Genomic DNA, 22,955 nt, shown 5'->3' with positions numbered 1-22,955 from the left:
TTCTCCGGCCGGAACATTGAACTGTCGGTGACGTGCGGACGTACTGGTGGTGGCAGGCCCGGTCTCCGGGCTCTGTTCGTCATGCATGCAAGACCGCACGGAAGGACCACCGGGTGTCGCTCTTCACTCGCTCCCGTCAACTCCCGGACGACACGGCCGAGAGCAGGGCGAATCCGGACGAGGACACCGGCGCGGCGGATCCGGAGGGCGGCGCCGCCCCGGACGACGCCTGCGGGGGCAGCGCCCCTGACGACACCCCCGGGAACACCGCCTCGGACGACGACCCCGGGGGCAGCGGCCCGGCGCCGGAATCCCCCGCGGAGCAGCCCCCGGCGACGAAGCCCGGCTGGTTCGGCTGGCGGCACCGCTGCCCCCGTACGGCACGGGGCGTCTCCCTCGGTACGACGGTGCTGGCCGGGGCCCTGGTGCTGTTCGCACTGCTGGTGCCGAACCGCATCGAGCGCATCGAGTTCGCGTCGTTCGTGCGCATCCCCGCCGAGGGCGTGCTGCTCGCGGGCCTGCTGCTCGCTCTGCCGCCGAAGCCCCGGCGGATCACGTCGGTGGTCACGGGCGCGTTCCTCGGGCTGCTCACGGCCCTGAAGTTCGTCGACATGGGCTTCTACCAGATCCTGGCCCGGCCGTTCGACCTGGTTCTGGACTGGATCCTGATCCAGAACGGCACGGACTTCCTGAGGGAGACGTTCGGGCGCACCGGCCAGGTGCTGGCCGTGGCCGGGGTGATCGTGCTGCTCGTCGCGCTGCTCGTGCTCACCACCCTCGCGGTGGTGCGGCTGACGAACCTGATGGTGCGGCACCGGCCCGTCGCCGGCCGTACGATCCTGATCCTCGGCACGGCGTGGATCACCTGCATGACGCTGGGGGTGCAGATCGGCACCGTGCCGGTCGCCACCAAGGGCAACGCCGAGTTCGTGGGCAACCGGGTGGACCAGGTGCGCGCCGGGCTGCGGGACGCCCGGGTCTTCGAGAAGCAGGCCGCGGTGGACGCCTTCGCGAAGACACCGCCCGACCAGCTGCTGACCGGGCTGCGCGGCAAGGACGTTCTGTTCACGTTCATCGAGAGCTACGGCCGGGTCGCGATCGACGACCCGGCGATGGCCGAGCAGACCGACGCCGTGCTGAAGGAGGGCACCGGCAGGCTGAAGGCGGCCGGTTTCGAGTCGCGCAGCGGCTGGCTGCAGTCGCCGGTGACGGGCGCGGGCAGCTGGCTCGCCCACTCGACGTTCCTGTCCGGGCTGTGGATCAAGAACCAGCAGCGGTACCGCAGTCTGACCACGAGCGACCGGATGACGCTGACGAAGTACTTCGGCAAGACCGGCGCCTGGCGGACCGTCGGCGTCGTGCCGGGAGTGCGGCGGGCCTGGCCGGAGGGGAAGTACTTCGGCCTGGACCACATCTACGACTCCGAGCACCTCGGCTACCACGGCCCGTACTTCAGCTGGACGCCCGTGCCCGACCAGTTCAGCATGGAGGCCTTCGAGCGGCTGGAGCACGGCAAGAAGGACCGCGAGCCGATCATGGCGGAGATCATCCTGGCCTCCAGCCACAACCCCTGGTCTCCCATCGCCCACATGATCGACTGGAACGACCTCGGCGACGGCTCGGTGTTCCACCGGATCAAGAAGGAGGGCACCGACCCCACGGAGGTCTGGAAGGACCCGGAGAAGGTGCGCGCCGAGTACCGCAAGGCCATCGAGTACTCGATCCGCAGCCTCACCGAGTGGGTCGAGCGCTACGGCGACGACGACACCGTGCTGGTGTTCCTCGGCGACCACCAGCCGGTGCCGACCGTCCTCGCCGGGGACACCGGCAGGGACGTGCCGGTGACGATCGTCGCCCACGACAAGAAGGTCCTGGACCGGGTCGCCGACTGGGGCTGGACGGACGGCCTCAAGCCGGCCGAGGACGCGCCCCGGTGGGGCATGGACCGGTTCCGCGACCGCTTCATGACGGCGTACGGTCCGCAGGGCTGAGGAACTCCTCGACGGCCGCGAGGAACTCCCGCGGCCGGGTCTCGTGCACGAGGTGCCCGGCGTCCACGGTGATGTGCCGGGCGCCGGGCAGCAGCCCGGCGAGCGCGGCGATCTGCTCCTGCGGGATCGGGCTGCTCGGTCCCCCACCGATCAGCAGCGTGGGCATGGTGATCCGCCCCATGTGGTGCCACCACACGGGGTTGGGGGTGTTGCGCTGTTCATCGGTGGCGAGGATCATCGCCCAGTCGTACGGCAGGTCTCCGGCGGGCCGTTCGGCGGGCGGGCGCGGAGGGTCCAGCGGGAAGGGCGCGGGCACGTCCTCCAGGACGAGTCGCCGTACCAGCCCCGGACTGTGCTGGGCGAGCAGGTAGGCGACGGCGCCGCCCAGCGAGTGGCCCACGACGTCGGCCCGGTCGATGCCGAGCGCCCCGAGAAGGGCGTGGATGTCGTCGCGCATGGTCTCGTACGCGTACCCGCCGGGCCAGTCGGTGCGGCCGTGCCCGCGCAGGTCGGGAGCGAACACCCGGCGGGGGGCGGCGGCCAGGGCGGGGGCGGTCTCCGCCCAGTCGGCGCCGTCGGCCCCGCGGGCGTGCAGGAGCACCAGGGGTGGCGCGTCCCGCGGCCCCTGCACGCGGTAGGCCTGGGTGATGCCGTTCGCCCGTACGGTACGCAGTGGTGTGTCCATGTCGGGCACGGTAGGCGCGGGGCGCTGCCGGCCCGGGGGCGCTCTGCCGGCAGCAGAAGCGGTGGGCCGCGGGGGTCAGGAGAAGAAGGCGGAGACGCGGTGGGTGAACCACTGCGGGTCGTCGAGCCAGGGGTAGTGCCCCGCATCCGGCTGCACCACGAACTCGGCCTTCGGGAAGACGTCGGCGACACGGCGGGCGAGGGCCGGGACCGGGCCGCCGTCGGCCCCGCCGGCCAGGACGAGCACCCGGGCCGTCACCCGGGCCAGTGCGCTGCGCGTCGCCTCCGGATCGTAGGCGCCCTCGGCACCGTACGCGTCCGCCGCGGCGTCGTTGGTCTCGGCCTCCTCACGGTCGGTGTGGGCCCGGGCGGTGTCGTCCCAGCGGCCGTAGAAGAACGGGAGGAACACCGGGTCGAAATCTCCCGAGCCGTCGAGCCAGGCCTCGAACGCCGGGAAGGCGTCCGCGAACCAGGGTTCCGAGGACCGCGACCGGGCCGCCGCCAGCCGGTCCTCGGCCGTCGCCGGCCACCCCAGCGCCCACGGAGTGGCGGTGACCAGCGCCAGCCGCCCCACCCGCCGTGGATACCGCGCCGCGTACAGCATGGCGAGACTCCCGCCCGCCGAGTGCGCGATCAGGTCCATCCGCTCCAGGCCCAGATGCCGTCGCAGCGCCTCGACGTCGTCGACGAGCCGGTCACAGCGGTACGTCGCCGGATCCGCCGGCGTCCCGGACTCCCCCGTACCCCGCAGGTCGAGCAGCGCCAACTGCCGGTGTGCGTCCAGACCGCCCAGGGTGCCCAGGTAGGCGGAGGCCCGCATGGGCCCACCGGGCAGCGCGACGAGGGGCTCGCCCTCGCCGCGCAGGTGGAAGGCGAGCCGGGTACCGTCCGGGGCACGGAAGATCGGCATGCCGTCGATCCTGGGGGCCGGGGCCGGTCCGGCACAACCGGGTTTTCCGGCCCGTTTGCGCTAGCCGTTCCCGAGGTCGTTCCGCAGTTCCCGCTTGAGGATCTTCCCGCTGGCGTTGCGCGGGAGTTCCGTCACGAACACGACCCGCTTCGGGGCCTTGAAGGGGGCGAGGTGCTCGCGGACGTGGGCGATCAGTTCCGCCTCGGAGACGTCGCCGCGGGGGACGACGACGGCCGTCACCGCCTCGATCCAGTGTTCGTCCGGCAGTCCCACGACCGCGGCTTCGGCCACCTGGGGGTGGGTGTACAGCGCGTCCTCGACCTGGCGTGAGGCGATGACGACACCACCGGAGTTGATGACGTCCTTCACCCGGTCGACGATCGTGTAGTAGCCGTGCGCATCGCGTACGGCGAGGTCGCCGGAGCGGAACCAGCCGTCGCGGAAGGCCGCCGCGGTCTCCTCGGGCTTGTCCCAGTAGCCCTCGCACAGTTGGGGAGAGCGGTAGACGATCTCGCCGGGGGTGCCGTCGGGTACGTCCTTGCCGTCCTCGTCGACCACGCGGGCGTCGACGAACAGGACGGGCCGGCCGCAGGAGTCCATGCGCCCCTTGTGTTCGTCGGGCGCGAGAACCATGGCCAGAGGACCGATCTCGCTCTGGCCGAAGCAGTTGTAGAAGGCCAGTTCCGGCAGGCGCTCGCGGAGGCGTTCGAGTACCGGGACCGGCATGATCGACGCCCCGTAGTAGGCCTTGCGCAGGCCGCTGAGATCGCGGGTGGCGAAGTCGGGGCGGTTGGACAGGGCGATCCATACGGTGGGCGGCGCGAACAGGCTGTCCGCGCGGCCCGCTTCGATCAGGTCGAAGAGCCGGTCGCCGTCGGGTGCGTCGAGGATGATGTTCGTCGCGCCGACGGCGAGGCACGGCAGCAGGAACACGTGCATCTGCGCCGAGTGGTAGAGCGGCAGGGAGTGCACGGGGCGGTCCCCCGCGCTGAGGTCGAGGGCGGTGATCGCGCTGAGGTACTCGTGCACCAGGGCCCGGTGCGTCATCATCGCGCCCTTGGGCAGGGCGGTCGTCCCCGAGGTGTAGAGCAGTTGCACCAGGTCGTCGGTGCGCGGCTCGGGATTGTCGTGGACCGGCGCCCCGGGCAGCCGTGCGAGCAACGACTCGTCGGCGTCGCGCAGGGGCAACGTCCGTACCCCGCCCGGCAGTCGATCGGCCAGGTCGGGATCGGCGAGGACCAGGGCGCATCCGGACTGGCCGACGATGTAGGCGAGGTCGTCGCCGCTCAGGTTCTGGTTGACGGGCACATGCACCAGACCCGCCCGGGCGCAGGCCAGGAAGGCGATCAGATAGGCGTCGGAGTTGTGACCGTAGGCGCCGACCCGGTCCCCGGGGGCCAGGCCCTCGCCGAGGAGGACGCTCGCCGCACGGGAGACCGCGGTGTCGAGTTCGTCGTACGTCCAGGTCCGCTCGGCGTACTCCACGGCGACGCGCGCCGGTGTGCGCCGGGCGCTGCGCCGCAGGACTCCGTCGACCGTGCTGCCATGTCCGGGCGTCGTCATGACACATGATCCTCGGTTCACCGCCCGGGGAGGTCAAGGACCCCCGGGCGGTCGGGGCCCGGGTCCGCTCGGGTCCGGGCGCGAGCGGCTCTGCCGCCGCCGACGGTGCGGCGCGGCTCACACCGGTCGGGTCCGGCCCTCCCAGTAGGGCTCGCGCAGCCGCCGCTTGTACAGCTTGCCGTTGGGATCGCGAGGCATCTCGGTGATGAAGTCGACGCTCCTGGGCCGTTTGTACCCGGCGAGCCGGTGGGCGCAGTGGTCGAGGAGGTCGGCCGCGAGGGCGGGCCCCGGCCGGTGCCCGGGGGCCGGTTCCACGACCGCCTTGACTTCTTCGCCCCAGTCATCGTGCGGGATGCCGAAGACGGCGGCGTCCGCGACGGCCGGGTGGGCGAGCAGGGCCGATTCGATCTCGGCCGGGTAGATGTTGACGCCGCCCGAGATGATGAGGTCGATCTTGCGGTCGCGCAGGAAGAGACAGCCGTCCTCGTCCAGGTGCCCGAGGTCGCCGACGGTGAAGAAGTCACCGATGCGGTTCTTGCGGGTCTTGGCCTCGTCCTTGTGGTACGAGAAGCCGCCGGTGTTCATCTTCATGTAGACGGTGCCGAGTTCACCCGGCGGCAGCCGGTTGCCGTCGTCGTCGAAGATCGCGAGTTCGCTGATGGGCCAGGCCTTGCCGACGGTGCCGGGTTTCTTCAGCCAGTCCTCGGCAGTGGCGAAGGCGCCGCCGCCCTCACTGGCCGCGTAGTACTCCTCCACGCAGGGACCCCACCAGTCGAGCATGGCCCGCTTCACGTGGTCCGGGCAGGGGGCCGCACCGTGGATGGCGTGCCGCATGGAGGAGACGTCGTAGCGGTCCTTCACCTCGTCGGACAGGGCCAGCAGGCGGTGGAACTGGGTGGGGACCATATGGGTGTGGGTGCAGCGGTGGGCGTCGATGAGCCGGAGCATCTCCTCGGGCGTCCACTTGTCCATGAGGACCAGCCGGTGGCCGATGTGCAGGGACGCGCCGGCGAACTGCAGGACGGCCGTGTGGTAGAGCGGCGAGCACACCAGGTGCACGTTGTCGTCGAACGGCCGGATGCCGAAGATGCCGAGGAAACCCCCGAGGTACGCCTCCTCCGGTGGTTTTCCGGGCAGCGGGCGGCGGATGCCGCGGGGGCGGCCGGTGGTGCCCGAGGTGTAGTTCATGACCCAGCCGAGCGTGCGGTCGGCGGGCGCCGACTCCGGTTGACCGTCCAGGAGTTCCGCGTACGGACGGAAACCCTCGAACGAGCCGACGGCGTACCGGTGGGTGCCCGGCAGGCCGGCCTCGTCGGCGGCGGCGCGGGCCGCGTCGGCGAAGCGCTCGTGGGCGAGGAGCACCTTGGCGCCGGAGTCGGAGACGATCCAGGCGATCTCCGGTCCGACCAGGTGGTGGTTGACGGGGACGAGGTAGAGACCGGCCTGGCTGGCGGCGAGGTACGCGGTGAGGAACTCGACGCCGTTGGGCAGGACCACGGCGAAGGTGTCGCCCCGTTCCAGTCCGGCCGCGCGCAGGCCGTGCACGAGCCGGTTGGCGGCGGCGTGCAGGCGTCCGGCGGACCACTGCTCGCCGTCGGGTGCGACGAGCACCGTACGGCCGGGGTCCTCGGTTGCCTGGGCCCAGAAGCCCACGGGGGGTGTACTCACGACGGTCCGCTCCTTCCGGCGACGCGGTTGACGCGGTCCACGGCCTCCTCGAAGCCGCGGGTGAGGTCGTCGAAGACGGCCTGGACGCTGCGTTCGCTGTTCATCCGGCCGACGATCTGGCCGACCGGGGTTCCGAGCAGCGGGTCGATCTCGTACTTCTGGATGCGCGAGACGGCCTCGGCTACCAGCAGCCCCTGCAGCGGCATGGGCAGGGTGCCGGGCCCGGCCGGATCGTCCCACGCGTCGGTCCACTCGGTGCGCAACTGGCGTGCGGGCTTGCCGGTCAGGGCACGGGAGCGCACGGTGTCGCCGGAGCCGGCCGCGAGCAGCTTGCGGGTCAGGGCGGGTGAGCTGAGGTCGGCTTCCGTGGTGGTCAGCCACAGGGAGCCCAGCCACACACCTTGAGCGCCGAGGGCGAGCGCGGCGGCCACCTGTTGTCCGCTTCCGATGCCGCCGGCGGCCAGGACGGGCAGCGGGGACACGGCGTCGACGACTTCGGGGATGAGCACCATGGAGGCGATCTCGCCGGTGTGGCCGCCCGCCTCGTAGCCCTGCGCCACGACGACGTCGATTCCGGCGTCCCGGTGCTTCTCGGCGTGCCGGGCGCTGCCCGCGAGGGCGGCGACGAGGACGTCCCGGTCGTGAGCGCGGGCGATGACGTCGGCGGGCGGGGAGCCGAGAGCGTTGGCGAGGAGCCGGATCGGATAGCCGAAGGCGACGTCGAGCTGGCTGCGGGCGACCTGCTCCATCCAGCCGGTGATGCGCCAGCCGGACGCCTCGCCCTCGGCGAGTTCCGGGACGCCGTGCCGGGCGAGGGTGTCGCGGACGAACCGGCGGTGCCCCTCGGGGATCATCGCCTCGACGTCCGCCTCGGTGACGCCCTCCACTTTCTTCGCCGGCATCACGACGTCCACCCCGTACGGCCTGCCGTCGACGTGTGCCTCGATCCAGTCCAGGTCGCGTTTGAGCTCGTCGGGGGCGGTGTAGCGGACCGCGCCGAGCACGCCGAAGCCGCCCGCCCGGCTGATGGCCGCGGCGACGGCGGGGAACGGCGTGAAGCCGAAGACGGCGTGCTCGATTCCCAGGGTCTGGCTCAGCTCCGTCTGCATGGGCGCAGGATGCCGGAGTCCTCCGGAGGACGGAAGGGGTTTTCTGATGCTCCGTCAGATTCAATACCCGGTTGGTCCCTGCGTGCGGTCTATGGGCGGGGGCGGGTGGCGGACATACTTCACGGGACATGCGAGCCGGCAGAGGCGAAGGGGTACGCGGTGACCGACGAAGCGGCGAACAGCGGACCGACCCGGCGTCAACTGGGCAGAGCGGGGCTGGCCCTGGGCGGTGCGCTGGCCCTCGCGCCGCTGCCCGCCGGACCCGCCGAGGCGGCCCGGGCTGCGACCGGCCGCCGCCCCACCCTGCGGCACGGCTCCGCGGCACGCGCCGGGCTGCTCCCCTCCCACCTGCGCCGGCTCGCCGCCGATGCGGAGGCCTTCCTCGGCCCCTCCCCCAAGCACCCCTGGTACGCGGGCGCCGTCCTGCTCGCCGGCCGCGGCGGCACCGTCGCCCTGCACCGGCCCATCGGCATGGCGGTGCGCTACCGGGCCTACGACGAGAAGACCGACACGGGCGTCGAGTTCCCGCCGGGCGAGCAGATCGCCATGGCCGAGGACACCGTCTTCGACCTGGCCTCGGTGTCGAAGCTGTTCACCTCGATCCTGGCCGTGCAGCAGATCGAGCGGGGCGCACTGGAGCTGGAGGCGAAGGTCGCCTCGTACCTGCCGGACTTCGCACGCGCGGGCAAGCACGACATCACGATCCGTCAGCTCCTCACCCACACCTCGGGGTTCCGCGCCTGGATCCCGCTGTACAGCGCGCCCACCCACGAGGACAGGCTCCAGCTCATCTGGAACGAGAAACCGGTCAGCGCGCCCGGCACGGCGTACCTGTATTCGGACCTGAACCTCATCTCGCTGCAACTCGTGCTGGAACGGATCACGGGCCGCGCCCTGGACACCCTGCTGCGCGACGAGGTCACCGGACCGCTCGGCCTGCGCCGCACCCGGTACAACCCGCCCGCGTCCTGGCGGCCGAAGATCGCGGCCACGGAGGACGCCCGCGCACCGTGGTCCGGGCTCGACCGCGGTCTGGTGTGGGGCGAGGTGCACGACGAGAACGCCTTCGGCATGGGCGGCGTCGCCGGCCACGCGGGGGTGTTCTCCGACGCCTGGGACCTCGCCGTCCTCGGCCGTACGCTGCTCAACGGCGGCTCGTACGGACGGGCCCGGATCCTGAGACCTGAGTCCGTGGAGCTGATGTTCACCGACTTCAACACCGCCTTCCCCGGGGACGAGCACGGTCTCGGTTTCGAGCTCTACCAGCACTGGTACATGGGCGCGATGGCCACGCCGCGCACGGCCGGGCACACCGGTTTCACGGGGACCTCGCTGGTGCTCGACCCGACGACCGATTCGTTCCTGATCGTCCTCGGCAACTCGGTTCATCCGGTGCGGAGCTGGCGCTCCGGGTCGGCGCCCAGGGTCGCCGCGGCGAACACCATGGCGCGGGCCGTACCGGTCCGGCCCGTGCGGGGCCGCACGGCCTGGTTCTCCGGCATGGCCCTCTCCACGACGGCGACGCTCACGCTCCCCGCGCTCGGCACGTCCGCCGGCCGGGCGCGGCTGCGCTGCGCGCTGTGGTGGGACACCGAGCCGTCAGCCGACCTGCTGGCCCTGGAGGCCTCGACCGACGGCGGCACGGAGTGGCGGCCCGTGCCCTTCACGACGTCCCGCCGCGGCCAGGCCCCCGAGCAGCACCCGTCGGGCTCGGTCAGCGGCTTCTCCGGCCGCGTCTGGCACAGGCTCACCGCCGACCTCCCGGCCGCACGGGACCTCGCCCTGCGCTGGCGTTACGCGACGGACCGGCTGTACGCCGGGCGTGGCTGCTACGTCGACGGGCTGCGGGTGGAGAGCGCCGGGGACGTCCTGTTCGACGAGCGAAGCCCGTCGGACGCGGCGCGCCTCCAGCCAGTGGGGTGGACGCGCGAGGCCGACTGATCGGTCACCCTCCGGTGTTCTCCAGCACGGCCATGGCCGCGTTGTGCCCCGGTACGCCGCTCACCCCTCCCCCGCGCACCGCGCCCGCCCCGCACAGCAGTACGTTCCCGTGCCCGGTCTCGACACCCCAGCGGCCGGTGCCCTCCTGGGCGTAGGGCCAGCTCAGCTCACGGTGGAAGATGTTGCCGCCGGGCAGGCCGAGGTCCCGCTCCAGGTCCAGCGGTGTCCTGGCCTCGATACAGGGGCGGCCGTCGGCGTCGGTGGCCAGGCAGTCGGCCAGGGGCTCGGCCAGGTGGGCGTCGAGCTGGGCGAGCGTGGACTTCAGCAGTTCCTCGCGCACGGCGTCGTTGTCCCGCTCGAACAGACGGGCCGGGGTGTGCAGGCCGAAGAGGGTGAGCGTCTGGTAGCCCTGCTCGGCCAGGTCGGGGCCGAGGATGGTCGGGTCGGTGAGTGAGTGGCAGTAGATCTCGGAGGGCGGCGCGGCGGGCAGGTGGCCGGCGGCCGCCTGGGCGTGGGCGGTGGCCAGTTGTTCGTAGCCCTCGGCGATGTGGAAGGTGCCGGCGAAGGCCTCGCGCGGGTCGACGGAGCTGTCGCGCAGCCGCGGCAACCGCTCGAGCAGCATGTTGACCTTGAGCTGGGCGCCCTCGGCGGGCGCCGGGACAGGGTCGCCGGTCAGGTCCGCCAGGGCCTGGGGTGAGGCGTTCACCAGGACATGCCGGGCGGCGACGGTGTCCTCGCCGCCCGCCGTGCGATAGGTGACCTCGGCGGTCCGGCCGTCCGTGGCGACGCGCACGGCCTCGTGACCGGTGGCCAGGACCGCGCCCGCCGCGCGTGCCGTGTCCGCGAGGGCGTCGGTGAGCGCCCCCATGCCGCCGACCGGTACGTCCCAGTCGCCGGTGCCCCCGCCGATCACGTGGTAGAGGAAGCAGCGATTCTGCTTCAGGGAGGGGTCGTGGGCGTCGGCGAAGGTGCCGATGAGGGCGTCGGTGAGGACGACGCCGCGCACCAGGTCGTCGTCGAAGTGCTCCTCCACGGCCGCACCGATGGGCTCCTCGAACAGCATCCGCCAGGTGTCCTCGTCGTCGAGGCGGCGGCGCAGCTCGTCGCGCGCGGGCAGCGGCTCCGTGAGGGTGGGGAAGATCCGCTGGGCGGCGCGGCCGGTCCTGCCGTAGAACTCCTGCCAGGACCGGTACGCGCGGTCGGAGCCGGTGAGCCGGGCGAACGCCTCGCGGGTACGCCGTTCCCCGCCGCCGACGAGGAGTCCGGTGGCACGGCCGTCGCGTTCGACGGGTGTGTAGGAGGAGACGGTGCGGGTGCGGACCCGGAAGTCCAGTCCGAGGTCCCGGACGATCTTCTTGGGCAGCAGGCTGACCAGGTACGAGTAGCGGGACAGCCGGGCGTCGACCCCGGCGAAGGGCCGGGTGGACACCGCCGCGCCGCCCGTGTGGTCGAGCCGCTCCAGGACCAGCACGGAGCGGCCGGCCCGGGCCAGGTAGGCGGCGGCGACCAGGCCGTTGTGGCCGCCGCCGACGATGACGGCGTCGTACGTCCGGTTGGCGCGGGGTCCCTCGGGTGCGGTCATGGTTCTTGGTAACACGGGGTGATCCGGATCGGCCAGACGGCGCCCGCCCGTCCTGGCGGGTCAGAGGCCGGCCGCGGCCCGCTGCTCCCGCAGGGCCGCGACCCTCCGGTACAGGGCCATGGCCTCTGCGTCGCGGCCGAGCTGTTCCAGGCAGTGGGCTTCGTCGTTGCGGCTGGCGAGGGTGTCGGGGTGGTCGCTGCCGAGGACGCGTTCGCGGGCGGCGGCCACGTGCCGGTACTCGGTGAGCGCGTCGGGCCAGCGGCCCAGCCAGCCGAGACCGACGGCGACCTCACGGCGGCTGACCAGGGTGTCGGGGTGGTCCGGGCCCAGGACCTGCTCGCGGAGCGCGGCCACGTCGCGGGACTCGGCGAGGGCCTCCTCCCAGCGGCCGAGCCGGCCGAGGTTGACGCAGCGCCCGTGGCGGGCTCGCAGCGTCTCCGGGTGGGTGGCGCCCTGGCTGCGGGTGCGGTCCGCGACCAGGCCGGTGTAGAGGTCGAGGGCTTCCGCGCCACGGCCGAGGCGGCCCAGGCTGATGCCGGTCTCGTGCCGGGCGGCGAGCGTGTCGGGGTGGTCGGGGCCGAGAGCGCGGCCACGGGCCTCGGCGACGTCACGGTAGATCTCCAGGGCCTCCCGCCAGCGGCCCAGCTGCCCGAGGGTGTAGGCGACTTCGTACCGGGTGACGAGCGTGTCGGGGTGGTCCGGGCCGAGCACGCGGGCACGGGCGGCGGCCACCTCGCGGGCCGTCCGGTACGAGTCCTCCAGACGGCCGAGACGGCTGAGGTTGAAGGCGAGGTTGTGGCGGCAGCGCAGGGTGTCGGGATGGTCGGGGCCCATGAGGTGCTCGCGGGCGGTGAGCACCGACGTGTAGACGCGGTGGGCGTCGAAGGGCCGGCCCAGCTGGCCGAGCACGTACGCCATCTCCTGGCGGGCGGCGAGGGTGTCGGGGTGATCGGCGCCGAGCGTGCGGATCCTGGCCCCCGTGACGTACTTGTACTCGCGCAGGGCGTCCGCGGCACGGCCGGTGCGGCTGAGGGTGAAGGCGACCTCGTAGCGGCTGGCGAGGGTGTCGGGGTGGTCCGGTCCGAGGAGGTGCTCGCGTTCGGCCGCGACGGCCCGGTGCACCTCGCCCGCCTCCGTCCAGCGGCCGAGCCGGCCGAGACTCAGGCCCGCGTTGTGCCGGCCGTCCAGGGCTGCCAGGACCTCCGTGGGCGGGGCGGGCCGCCGCGCGGGAGCGGGTTCCGCGACGACGGGGCCGGTGGCGGGCCGTGCGATCCACTCGCCGGACAGTCCCGCCGCGGGGTCCGGCGGTGCGGAGCGCAGTGCCGTGCCGGTCGCCTTGCGGCCGGTGGTCATGCCGTGCGTCCAGGACGGCAGCCGGGCCGCGCCGGCCGGCACGCCGGCCGGCACGCCGGGTGCCGGGCGGGCCGCCGCGGCGGGCACGTACGCCGGCGCGACCCGGTGGGCGCTGATCCGCCGGGCCAGCTCGCGGGCGTCGCCGGGGCGTTGCCCGGGTTCCTTGGCGAGCAGGCCGAGGATGACCTGCTCCAGGTATTCCGGCAGGTCGGGCCGGTGCTCGCGCGGCGGGCGGGGCGGGGTGTCACGGTGGCCGACGAGGATGGCCCAGGCGTCGCCGAGGTCGAACGGCGGTACGCCGGTGGCGATCTCGTACAGCACGCAGCCGAACGAGTACAGGTCGCTGCGCCGGTCGACCTCGGTGCCGCCGATCTGCTCCGGGGACATGTAGTGCGGAGTGCCCATGGCGATGCCGGTGCCGGTCAGCCGGGAGGTGAAGCCGATGTCGTGGCCGAGTCGGGCTATGCCGAAGTCGCAGATCTTCACGGTGCCGTCGCCGAGCCGCATGATGTTGGCGGGCTTCAGGTCCCGGTGGACGATGCCCTGTTCGTGGCAGTAGGCGAGGGCGGCGGCGACCTGCTCGGCGATGTCCTCGACGTCCGCGACCGGCAGCGGGTGCTGTCTGTTGTCCTCCAGGAGCTGGCTGAGGTTGCGGCCGTCCAGCAGCTCCATCACGAGGTGGAGGACGCCGTCGGACTCTCCGAAGTCGTGCACGACGGTGATGCCCCGGTGCTGCAGCGCGGCGGCCACCCGGGCCTCGCGGCGGAACCGCTCCCGCAGCACCCGGGTGAAGGCGTGGTCGTGGTTCGGGCCGAGCGGTTTGAGGCACTTGACGGCGACGTGCCGGCCCAGGGACTCGTCCTGTGCCCGCCACACCTCGCCCATGCCACCGCGCCCGATCAGATCGAGCAGCCGGTACCGGCCCTGGATGAGCCTGCTGTCCCCCATCTCGCGCGACGCTCCCCCCGGTAGCTGTCCGCCCGCCCCTCGGCCCACCCAGTATGGCGGCCTACCGTCCGAGTGTGCACGGTGCCGGACGCGCGTCGGGGCCGAGCCGCGCCATGGCCCGCAGAATGTGTTTGGGCGGGAGTTGCCAGCGCACACGTGCGGGAACGCGGCGCAGCAGGAGGCCCGTGAGGCGCAGTCGGCGGGTGACGGTGGCGGGCGCGGGGGCGGGTCTGCCGTACAACTCGTGGGCGTACGGCGGCAGGGAGTCGTACGCCAAGTGCGCCACTCGCCGCCACAGCACCTCGCGCGCCGGTACGAGGAGGGGGTGCGTCGGCGGTCGGAGGAGGAAGTCGTCCACCTCGCGTGCCTCGGGTCCCGCGGCCAGGTCGGGGCGCACCTTCCCGAAGTACGCGGCCATCTCGGCCCGGTTGCCCGGTACGGCGTCGGGGTCGAGGCCCACCAGGCGTGCGCTCTGCCGGTGTTCGGCGATGTAGCGGTCGGCCTCGGCGTCGGTGAGCCGGAACCCGGACCGGCGCGCGACGTGCAGGTACGAGTCGATCTCGGCGCAGTGCACCCACAGCAGCAGGGCGGGTTCGTCGAGGCCGTAGCGCTCACCGGTGTCCGGGTCGGTCGCGCTCAGCGTGCGGTGGATCCTCCGGACGCGGGCACCGGCGCGCTCGGCCGCCTCGGTGGTGCCGTACGTCGTCGTTCCGACGAAGCCCGCGGTACGCATCAGCCGACCCCAGGCGTCGCGCCGGAAGTCGGAGTTCTGTATGACTCCGCGGACGGCGCGGGGGTGCAGGGCCTGGAGGTGGAGCGCCCGGACGCCCGCGATCCACATCATGGGGTCGCTGTGGAGCTGCCAGGTCACCGATTCCGGACCGAACAGTCCGGGGTCCGCGCCGTTCACGTGCCTCACCTCCGCCCGGCGCACACGATGGCACAGCTCGAACAGCGGGTCGAGAGGCTCTCCTTGGCGGCTCGGCGGTCCGGTCGCCGGGCTTTCTCGCCCCGCTCGTCCTGATCACGCTGTGCCGTCTGCTCGACCCGCCCGCCGTTCGGACGGAGGTGCATCCTCGACCACGTACCCTCGCCGCTTGTCGACGACGTTGCGCAGGGGGCGGCCCTCGATGCGGCAGGTGAGGTCGGGACCGCCCGGTCGTGGCAGGAGGCCGAGCAGACGGCCGAGGCCATCACACCGGCGTCCCCGGAACGGTGGTTCTACGTCCCCGCGGACGTCGAACTGCCGGAACTCCTCGGGGTCCTGCGCGCGGACACCCGCCTCCAGCGGTACGCGGAACGGCAGCTGACCCGTCTCATCGAACACGACGACCGCAACGGCGGCGACCTGCTGCCGGCGCTGCGCGCCCATCTGACGGCAGCCGGGAACAAGTCGGTCGCGGCGAACCCGGCCGGCATGTCCCGGCAGGCCTGCTACCAGCGCCTCCACACCATCGGACGGCTCCTCGGCTGCGATCTGGAATCGGGACTGCAGCGCACGTCGCTGCACGTCGCCGTGCTGGTCCTGGACGCGTACGCGGGCGCCGTACCCGGCACGTCGCCGGTCGCCCGGGAGTAGCCTGACGGCAGCCGGCGCACCAGGGAGACGCATTGCGTACGTTCGTCGTGTTCGACCTCGAGTTCACGTCATGGCAGGGGGCGCTGGAACAGGACTGGGGGGCGCCGGGGCAACTGCGCGAAATCGTGCAGATCGGGGCCCTGCGGCTGCGCGAGGACTTCTCCGTCGCCGAGGAGTTCGAGGCACTGGTGCGGCCCGTGACCAATCCGCGGCTGTCGGCGTACTTCACCGGGCTCACCGGCATCGACCAGGAGCGCGTGGACCGCGAAGGGCGTCCCCCGGCCGAGGCGCTGGGCGATTTCCTCGGATTCTGCCGGGGGCAGTCCGTCCTCTCCTACGGGAACGACATGATCGTGCTCGGGGAGAACCTCGGCTGGGCGCGCGCCCGTGGCGAAGAGGTCGGCAACGGCTTCCTGCCCGCCCACTTCCTCAACATCCGTCCCTGGCTGAACTCCCTCGCGCCGCGGACGGAGACGGTCAACGTCGGCCGCCTGTGGCAGGTGCTCGGCCTGGACCGGCCGGCGGCCGGGCAGGAACACTCGGCGCTCTTCGACTGCCGTTCCTTCGCGGCGGCCATCGAGCACCTGTGCGGCACCGGCGCCGATCTGCCCGAGGGGTGTCTGCGGCGCCCTTGAGGGGCGTGCGTACGGGCGTTCTCACCGGTCCGTGAGAGCCACGCGGCGCGTCCGGTCTGCCGTCACGCGAGCGGCTCCCGCGAGACCCCTTGGGGCACCACGGCCACCGGGCACGCGGCGTGGTGCAGCAGCGTGTGGGCCACCGTGCCCAGCTGGAGCCCGAAGTGCCCCTGCCGGCGTCGTGCCCCGACGACGACCAGGTCGGCGGCGGCCGAGCGGTGCACGAGCACCTTGCGGGCCGGGCCCTCGACCGCGCTGTGGTGCACCCGGACTCCGGGATGCTCGGACATGGCTACGGCGAGCAGTTCCTCGAACTCCGCGCCGGCCTGCTCCTCGTGGTTCCGGCCGGGCGCATCGGGGGGCGCGTGCGCGGCGCGGCGCCAGGCCCGGACCACGTCCAGGACACCGTCTCGGGCCTCGGCCTCACGGAAGGCGAAACGCACCGCCTCTCCACTGGTGGACGGGCCGCCGGCGCCGAGGAGGATCCGCTGGTGGGTGCCCGCCAGGCCGGCCTTGTCACCGCGGACCACCACGACCGGGCAGTGGGCGCGCGCCGCGACGGTCAGACCGACGGAACCGAGCAGCAGCCCCTTCAGTTCGCCGCGGCCCCGCGAGCCGGTGATCAGCGCGGTGGCGTGGTCGCCCGCACGCAGCAGGGCGTCCGTCGCATCGGCGAGGAGGACGTCGGTGGAGACCTTCACGTCGGGGTCGCGCCGCACGGCGCGTTCCGCGGCGGACGCGACGATGTGGTCGGCCCTCACCTGCCCGGCGGGGCGGTCCAGGCCGACCGAGGGGGTGCGGCCCTCGTACCGTTCCCACAGGGAGCCGTGGACCAGCCGCAGAGGAAGCCCGTGGCGGGCCGCCTCGTCCACCGCCCAATCGACCGCCGGCAGACATCCGTCGGATCCGTCGACACCCACCACCAGGGGAAGTCCCGTCGTCATCGTTCCCACCGCCTCGTTCACGGCATGGTGCCGATCCGCTCTCACCGTCACATCGGGTACAGCCGGACGCGAGGGGCGGTTGGGCCCCCGTCCGGGGCCGTTCGGCCCGTGGTGCGCCGCCGGCGCCGGGCACAGGCTGAAGTCGGCAGACCACGGGCTTGAAGGGAGCCGAGCGATGACCTCCACCACCAACCTGGCCGCGGGCCTCACGGCCGGGCACCGCGAGCGGCTGATGCAGGTGGCCCGCGAGGTGTCCTTCGACACGGGCACACGCATCTTCGACGAAGGGATGCGCGCCGACCGGTTCTGGATCGTGCGCACCGGGACGGTCGCGCTCGACCTGCACATCCCGGGCCGGCGCGCGGCCGTGGTCGAGTCCCTGGGGCACGGCGAGCTGGTCGGCTGGTCCTGGCACTTCGCGCCGTACGTGTGGCATCTGGGCGCGGAAGCAGTGAGTCCGGTTCGTGCTCACGAGTTCGACGCGGATGCCGTACGGACGATGTGCCTCCGGGACCCCGAGTTCGGCCGTGCGATCGCGGACTGGGTCGGCCGGGTGGTCGCCCACCGGCTGCACGCGACGCGGGTCCGGCTGCTCGACCTGTACGCCCCCTACGGCAGCGGCAGCGGGCTGTGAGCGGCCGGGGCGCGCACGCGTTCAGACCACGCTGATCCGTCGCCCGGTGACGGCGACGGGTTCGATACGCAGCCACAGGTCGCGCCGGCCTCCCGCCCAGGGTGTGCTGTACGCCTGCTCCGCGAGACGGGCGACCTCGTCCGGATCCGTCACGGCCGTCGCGGGCCCTCGCACCAGTACGCTCCAGCCCTCGCTGAACGCCTCGTCGATGCGGTCGGCCTCGAAGGCGACCCGTTGGCCGTCCGCCTGTGCGGGGGCCGTTCCGGGCTCCGTGCGGAAGACGATCCCGCCGTCGACGACGCTGTAGTTGACCGGTACGACGACCGGCCCGGAGTCCGCGGGCACGGCGAGGCGTCCCACCCCGTGTGTGGAGAGCAGGGAACGGCACTCCGCTTCGGTGAGTTCCCGGAACCGGGGTGTGCGGGCGGCCCGGCCGAGGCCGGGTGGCAGTTCGGTGTCCCCACCGGTCAGGTGCCACACCGTGGTCTTCAGTGCACCGGCCAGCCGGAGGAGGGTGCCCGCGCCCGGGTCGGCCGGCGGTCGCTCCTCCAGGTACTGCAGGTAGGCCGGTGACATACCCGCCCGTGCGGCCGTCTCCTGCCGGCTCAGGCCGAGTTCGGTACGCCGCTGGGTGATCCGCCGCCCGAGGTCGCCCTTCGGGCTGCCTTCCGCGGCGTGCGACGAGGCACGTTCGGTCATGACGCGTCACCTCTCTCGGTCGTCGGGCCGCCCGGGCCGGGGACGGCTGTCCTCGTGCGGCTCCTCGCCCGGCACGTCACCGGGCGGGCGATGTGCGGGTGTGCACACCAGTTCCAGCTTCGCGCGGATCGGCCGGAAGCGCTCGGGCCGGTCGGCCCCGGGCACCCTCCGACGGGGCGCTGAGAGGCGTACGGCCGGGACCGCGCACCCCGCGAGTCCTTCCGGCCCCCGTCTGCCGGGGCCGATCGGCCCTACCGTGCCCCCGCCCGCCAGGCTTTGCTCGGACCATGCATGACGACCGCGGCATGTCCGCACCACCGCCTCGGAAGCACACGACGCGCGTCGTGACGCTGCACGGCGAACTCGACCTGCTCACGGCACCTGCCCTGCGGGCCGACCTCGACAGGGCGACCGCCGATCCCTGTCCCGACCTGGTGCTCGATCTGCGTCCGGTGTCGTTCATCGACTGCGCGGGGCTCGGAGTCCTGTGCCGGGCGCGGAACCGCGTGCGGGCGCGGCGCGGCCGGCTGCGACTGGTCATCGGCGGCACCTTCCTCCCGCGCCTCCTGCGGCTCTCCGGTCTGGCCGGGGTCTTCGAGGTGCTCCCCGGCATGCCGGCGGGCGTGTCCGGGGCGCCCGCCGCGGACCCTGTCCGACAGTGTGGCCCGGTGACGGCGTCACACGAACCGACCGGCTCGGACGAACCGACCGGCTCGGGCGAACTGGCCGGTCACAAGCGCTGACCGCGTCACACGGGAGCCAGCTCGTTTCCGATCCTCGTCGCCCATGCCTCGATCTGCTCGAAGTCGCGGAAGTCACCGCCCTTGCCGTTGCGGAGGATCATGCGGGCGACCCAGCCCTTCGCGCCCTCCCGCAGGCAGCCGCCGAAGGTGACGTGCTCCCTCACGTCGAGCCGGATCATGGCCCGCTTCACCCAGGGCACGGGCGGGATGTCCCGCTCCGAGGCCGAGGGGTCGAGCGGGCCACTGCTGAAGAACCACAGCGGGCGCTCGGCCAGGGCCGTGCGGTGACGGCGGACGAAGCGGCGGGCGTCCTTGTGCCAGCGACCGGCGTACAGGCCGCCACCGACCACGACGGCGTCGTACTCCGCCACGCTCGGCAGGACACCGGCCGGGAGGGCCTCGGCGGTCAGCCCCTCCTTGCGCAGGACCCTGGCTATCGTCTCGGCGATCTCCTCGGTCGATCCGTTCGTCGTTCCGTAGGCGACGAGCACGTTCGTCGGCATGATGGTCCGCCTCCTCTCACAGTTCGCGCGGCCGGTCGTCGGCCACGTCGTGCAGCAGTTGTTCGTCCGTCCGCGGGCGCGTGTCGTCCGGTCGCCGGGCCGCCTGATGCCTCCTCCTCGGCCGCCTCGGCGGGCTCCCGACTCGGCGGAGCCGGGGGCCGGTCCGGCACATCGCGCGTCATGGCGGTCTCCCCGGACCTCCTTCTTCAAGCATCCGTCGGACGAGGGCGCCGGCGCATGGGCTGTCCGGGGCCGGCGGGGGTCCGACCGGCCCGGGCCGCAATTCACGCCTGCTCGGGGACGACCGCGACGGGGCAGGCCGCGTGGTGCAGCACGGCGTGCGTGACACGGCCGATGTGGAGGCCGAGGCGTCCGTGGGGCTGCCTGGCGCCGATCACGAGCAGGGCGGCACCGGCCGAGGCGTCGAGCAGCACGGCCCGGGCCTGCCCTTCGACGATCCGCCGGCGTACCTCGACGTCAGGATGTTCCTCGGACGGCGTGCGCAGACCGGTGTCCAGCGCTTCGACGGCCCGCTGCCGGTGCACCCGCGCGGTTTCGCCGGTGGACCGGGAGCGGTCGGTGACTTCGTACGCCGGGCGATGCCAGGCCCGTACGGCCTCGACCGGCGCCCCGCGCCGGGCCGCTTCCCCTACGGCGAAGCGCACCGCCTCCGAATCCGCCGGCTTGTCGGGGGCCCCGACGACGACGGGGCGGCCCCGCCCGGGCCCGGGCCGGTTGTCGTGATCGCCGCGCACCACGATCACCGGGCCGTCGGCCCGCCCGGCGACGGCGAGGCCGACCGAACCGAGCAGTGCCTCGGACGTGCTGCCGCGGCCACGCGAGCCGACGACGAGCGCCGTGGCCCTGCCCGCCGCCCGGCGGAGTACGGGAACGGGCCCCTCGGGCACGACCTCGGTGGTGACCTCCAGGCCGGGAACGCGCGCCCGTGCCCGCTTGGCCGCGGTCACCGCGAGGACGTCGGCGAGCAGCCGTTCCGACGCAGGCTGCCGGCCGGCGGGGAAGACCGCCTGCTCGTAGCGCTCCCACAGCGAGGCGTGCACCACGTGCAACGGGACCCCGCGCAGCGCGGCCTCGTCGGCCGCCCAGTCCACGGCGCGCATGCTCGCCTCGGAACCGTCCACGCCGACAACCAGCGGCTGGTCCATCGGTCCTCATTTCCTCGGGACGTCGGGTGCGGGTGGCCCGGCCGATCGTGGAGGCGTTCGCCGGCCACGGGCCCCGCTCCGGCCCACAGCGCCGCGTCCGGGGGGCCGCCGGACGGGCGCGTCAGGCGTGCGCCACCACGGCCACGGGAGCGACGGCGTGGTGCAGTACGGCATGGGTGACGGGGCCGATGTGCGCACCGAACCGGCTGCGCCGTATCCGCCGGCCCACGACGACGAGCGACGCATAGCGGGAGGAACTCACGATCTGGTCCGCCGCGCTGCCGGCGCGAGAGGCCTCGATCAATTCGACGGCCGGGTGCTTGTCCCGCCAGGGGCGCAGTGCCTCGGTGAGTTCGGCCGCGTTCTCCCCGGCGAGTTCGTCGTACACGCTCACGTGGTCGGACAGGCCGTAGATGTTGTAGGGCGGAGGGGTCCAGGCGTGCAGGACGCGCAGGGAGGTGCCACGGCGGGCAGCCTCCTCGAACGCGAACGCGATGACCGTGTCGTCGGGGCTGCGGGTGTCGAGCCCGAGCAGCACCGGACGGAACCGCGTCGCCGCGGACGGTATGCCCGCCGGGTCCATGGCGTGCTCGTCCGCCGCCTGCTCTCCGGACCGCACCACGACCACCGGTACCTCGGTACGCGCGATGACGGCCTGGCCCACGGAACCGACCAAGAATCCTGCGATCCCGCTCAGTCCCCGGGAGCCCAGGACCACCAGCTCGGCGTCCCTGGCGGCGTCCACCAGTTCACGGGCCGGTACACCGGTCAGCTGGACCGCTGTCACCTCCACGCCCGGGTGTCGCGCCCGCAGCCCCTCGGCGGCATCGCGCGGGATCCGCTCGCTCCAGTGCTTCAGGGTCTCCGTGCCGAGCATCGGTGCCTGCGCCGTCGGCTCCGGGACGGGCTCCCACACGTGCACCAACCGCACGGACAGCCCACGCAACGTCGCCTCACGGGCCGCCCACTCCGCGGCCGCGCGGCTCTCGGCGGAGCCGTCGAGGCCCACCAGGATCGAGCGCGTCATGCCGTCCACCTCCCGAATCGGTATCCGTCTTCCAGGTTCGCGCCGGGCAGCGGTCACGATGCAGAGGCCGCAGGTCCTGGATCGAGGCCGTTCGGCCCTCCCGTCACGGGGCCGGGACGGCCAGTTCGTCGTGGGGCTGTCCGCCCAGTACGACTTTGAGTGCGCCGGTGTCGGCGGCGTGCGCGAAGACCTCGTACGCCTCCTCCATCCGGTCCAGGGCGAAGGTGTGGGTGACCAGTGCCTCGGTCGGCACCCGGCCGGAGGCCGCCATCCTCAGCAGCGTGGGCGTCGAGGACGTGTCGACCAGGCCGGTGGTGATGGTCACGTTCTTGATCCACAGATCTTCGAGGTGCAGGGTCGCTGGCTTGCCGTGGACACCGACGTTGGCCACCCGTCCGCCGGGCCGCACCATGCGGGTGCACATCTCGAAGCTCTCCGGCACGCCCACCGCCTCGATGACGACGTCGGCGCCCATACCGTCGGTGAGATCGTCGACGAGCTGCTCCGGCTGGTCGCGCACGGGAGCGACGGCGTCGGCACCGAACCGCCTGGCGGCCTCGAGCCGGGAGTCGGCGAGATCCACGGCGATGATCCGCTCCGGTGAGTACAGCCGTGCGGTGAGGATCGCGGCGAGCCCGATCGGGCCGGCGCCGACGACGGCGACGGTGTCACCGGGCCGCACACCTCCGTTGAGCACGCCCACCTCGTAGGCGGTCGGGAAGATGTCGGCGAACAGCACGGCGTCCTTGCTCGCCAGCCCGCCCGGCAGCGGATGCACGGACAGGTCGGCGTGCGGCACACGGACGTACTCCGCCTGCGTGCCGTCGATCAGATGGCCGAGGATCCAGCCTCCGCCGCCCCGGCACTGGCCATAGGCGCCGTCCCGGCAGAAGCGGCAGCGGCCGCACGCGGTGATGCAGGAGGCCAGGACCCGGTCGCCCGGCCGGACGGTGCGCACGTCGCTGCCGGCCTCGACGATCTCGCCGACCGCCTCATGGCCCAGCACCGTCCCGGAAGGCACCTCCGGGACGTCGCCCTTGAGGATGTGCAGGTCCGTTCCGCAGATGGTGACGGCGTCGACCCGGACGATGGCGTCGGTGGGGTCCTTGACGGCCGGATCCGGGACGTCCTCCCAGGCGGACTGCCCGGGTCCGTGGAAAACGAAGCCTTTCATGGCCGTTCCTCCTCGGTCTCCGGCCCATCGTTTCGTCGTGGCGGATCGCCGGGGCGGGCACGGAGCGCATCGGAGATGCCCCTCGGTTCCATCTTCGGCCAG

Annotated in this window: 21 protein-coding genes; 6 read left to right on the top strand and 15 right to left on the bottom strand. The window is 73.0% G+C overall.

The window, feature by feature from the left end; all coding sequences use genetic code 11:
- Positions 1-113 precede the first annotated feature (113 nt).
- Positions 114-1,991 carry a sulfatase gene (locus AB0937_RS07140; protein WP_366710056.1) on the top strand — a complete coding sequence of 626 codons (1,878 nt, stop codon included), beginning with the start codon at positions 114-116 and terminating at the stop codon, positions 1,989-1,991.
- Here the strand turns inward: AB0937_RS07140 and AB0937_RS07135 are convergent.
- The 5 genes from AB0937_RS07135 to AB0937_RS07115 form a co-directional block, all read right to left on the bottom strand.
- On the bottom strand, positions 1,963-2,676 hold the full coding sequence (locus AB0937_RS07135; RefSeq protein WP_366710055.1) for an alpha/beta hydrolase: 714 nt from the start codon (positions 2,674-2,676) through the stop codon (positions 1,963-1,965). The two genes, AB0937_RS07140 and AB0937_RS07135, sit on opposite strands and share 29 nt — an antisense overlap.
- 75 nt (positions 2,677-2,751) lie before the next feature.
- Positions 2,752-3,585, bottom strand: a complete 834-nt coding sequence (locus AB0937_RS07130; RefSeq protein WP_366710054.1) for an alpha/beta hydrolase — start codon at positions 3,583-3,585, stop codon at positions 2,752-2,754.
- A 60-nt stretch (positions 3,586-3,645) separates the two neighbouring features.
- Positions 3,646-5,148, bottom strand: a complete 1,503-nt coding sequence (locus AB0937_RS07125; protein WP_366710053.1) for an acyl-CoA synthetase — start codon at positions 5,146-5,148, stop codon at positions 3,646-3,648.
- 117 nt (positions 5,149-5,265) lie between these two features.
- Positions 5,266-6,816: an acyl-CoA synthetase gene (locus AB0937_RS07120; RefSeq protein WP_366710052.1), complete on the bottom strand. Its 1,551-nt coding sequence runs from the start codon at positions 6,814-6,816 to the stop codon at positions 5,266-5,268.
- A complete protein-coding gene (locus tag AB0937_RS07115) occupies positions 6,813-7,925 on the bottom strand; it encodes a nitronate monooxygenase family protein (RefSeq protein ID WP_366710050.1) in 1,113 nt (370 codons plus the stop codon). Before AB0937_RS07115 ends, AB0937_RS07120 begins: the two co-directional genes overlap by 4 nt.
- A 159-nt stretch (positions 7,926-8,084) precedes the next feature.
- Between AB0937_RS07115 and AB0937_RS07110 the strand changes: the two genes are divergently transcribed.
- The gene (locus tag AB0937_RS07110; protein ID WP_366710048.1) at positions 8,085-9,866 is read left to right on the top strand and encodes a serine hydrolase; all 1,782 of its coding nucleotides are present in this window, start codon (positions 8,085-8,087) and stop codon (positions 9,864-9,866) included.
- A 4-nt stretch (positions 9,867-9,870) separates the two neighbouring features.
- Here the strand turns inward: AB0937_RS07110 and AB0937_RS07105 are convergent, their stop codons facing one another.
- The 4 genes from AB0937_RS07105 to AB0937_RS07090 all read right to left on the bottom strand — a co-directional run bounded on the left by AB0937_RS07105 (position 9,871) and on the right by AB0937_RS07090 (position 15,121).
- Entirely contained in the window at positions 9,871-11,448 is a 1,578-nt protein-coding gene (locus AB0937_RS07105; protein ID WP_366710047.1) for an NAD(P)/FAD-dependent oxidoreductase, read from the bottom strand.
- A gap of 60 nt (positions 11,449-11,508) precedes the next feature.
- Positions 11,509-13,749, bottom strand: coding sequence for a serine/threonine-protein kinase (locus AB0937_RS07100; protein WP_366710045.1), 2,241 nt, complete (start codon positions 13,747-13,749; stop codon positions 11,509-11,511).
- Between the two features lie 61 nt (positions 13,750-13,810).
- The gene (locus AB0937_RS07095) at positions 13,811-14,659 is read right to left on the bottom strand and encodes an oxygenase MpaB family protein (RefSeq protein WP_366710043.1); all 849 of its coding nucleotides are present in this window, start codon (positions 14,657-14,659) and stop codon (positions 13,811-13,813) included.
- A 114-nt stretch (positions 14,660-14,773) separates the two neighbouring features.
- On the bottom strand, positions 14,774-15,121 hold the full coding sequence (locus AB0937_RS07090) for a hypothetical protein (protein WP_366710041.1): 348 nt from the start codon (positions 15,119-15,121) through the stop codon (positions 14,774-14,776).
- Here AB0937_RS07090 and AB0937_RS07085 point away from each other — a divergent pair.
- The gene (locus AB0937_RS07085) at positions 15,014-15,328 is read left to right on the top strand and encodes a helix-turn-helix domain-containing protein (protein ID WP_366710236.1); all 315 of its coding nucleotides are present in this window, start codon (positions 15,014-15,016) and stop codon (positions 15,326-15,328) included. The genes AB0937_RS07090 and AB0937_RS07085 overlap by 108 nt on opposite strands.
- 32 nt (positions 15,329-15,360) lie before the next feature.
- A complete protein-coding gene (locus AB0937_RS07080) occupies positions 15,361-15,963 on the top strand; it encodes a 3'-5' exonuclease (protein ID WP_366710039.1) in 603 nt (200 codons plus the stop codon).
- Between the two features lie 62 nt (positions 15,964-16,025).
- On the opposite strand, the gene AB0937_RS07075 is transcribed toward AB0937_RS07080, so the two are convergent.
- Positions 16,026-16,907, bottom strand: a complete 882-nt coding sequence (locus AB0937_RS07075) for a universal stress protein (protein ID WP_366710038.1) — start codon at positions 16,905-16,907, stop codon at positions 16,026-16,028.
- A 175-nt stretch (positions 16,908-17,082) separates the two neighbouring features.
- On the opposite strand from AB0937_RS07075, the gene AB0937_RS07070 reads away from it, so the two are divergent.
- Entirely contained in the window at positions 17,083-17,541 is a 459-nt protein-coding gene (locus AB0937_RS07070) for a cyclic nucleotide-binding domain-containing protein (protein ID WP_366710037.1), read from the top strand.
- A gap of 21 nt (positions 17,542-17,562) precedes the next feature.
- Here AB0937_RS07070 and AB0937_RS07065 read toward each other — a convergent pair whose 3' ends face one another.
- Positions 17,563-18,240: a pyridoxamine 5'-phosphate oxidase family protein gene (locus AB0937_RS07065; RefSeq protein ID WP_366710036.1), complete on the bottom strand. Its 678-nt coding sequence runs from the start codon at positions 18,238-18,240 to the stop codon at positions 17,563-17,565.
- Positions 18,241-18,527: 287 nt separating this feature from the next.
- Here AB0937_RS07065 and AB0937_RS07060 point away from each other — a divergent pair, with 287 nt between their 5' ends.
- Positions 18,528-18,983 (top strand): STAS domain-containing protein, encoded by a 456-nt coding sequence (locus AB0937_RS07060; protein WP_366710035.1) that lies wholly within the window; start codon positions 18,528-18,530, stop codon positions 18,981-18,983.
- A gap of 5 nt (positions 18,984-18,988) precedes the next feature.
- On the opposite strand, the gene AB0937_RS07055 is transcribed toward AB0937_RS07060, so the two are convergent.
- The 4 genes from AB0937_RS07055 to AB0937_RS07040 all read right to left on the bottom strand — a co-directional run bounded on the left by AB0937_RS07055 (position 18,989) and on the right by AB0937_RS07040 (position 22,853).
- Entirely contained in the window at positions 18,989-19,486 is a 498-nt protein-coding gene (locus AB0937_RS07055; RefSeq protein WP_366710033.1) for a flavodoxin domain-containing protein, read from the bottom strand.
- A 284-nt stretch (positions 19,487-19,770) separates the two neighbouring features.
- Positions 19,771-20,652, bottom strand: a complete 882-nt coding sequence (locus AB0937_RS07050) for a universal stress protein (RefSeq protein ID WP_366710032.1) — start codon at positions 20,650-20,652, stop codon at positions 19,771-19,773.
- 121 nt (positions 20,653-20,773) lie between these two features.
- A complete protein-coding gene (locus AB0937_RS07045) occupies positions 20,774-21,679 on the bottom strand; it encodes a universal stress protein (protein WP_366710030.1) in 906 nt (301 codons plus the stop codon).
- 103 nt (positions 21,680-21,782) lie between these two features.
- Entirely contained in the window at positions 21,783-22,853 is a 1,071-nt protein-coding gene (locus AB0937_RS07040; protein ID WP_366710029.1) for a zinc-dependent alcohol dehydrogenase family protein, read from the bottom strand.
- Between the last annotated feature and the right edge of the window lie 102 nt (positions 22,854-22,955).

Source organism: Streptomyces sp. NPDC047880 (assembly GCF_040706515.1).
In the GTDB taxonomy this organism is placed as follows: domain Bacteria; phylum Actinomycetota; class Actinomycetes; order Streptomycetales; family Streptomycetaceae; genus Streptomyces.
This window is presented reverse-complemented; position numbering and strand designations above follow the sequence as displayed.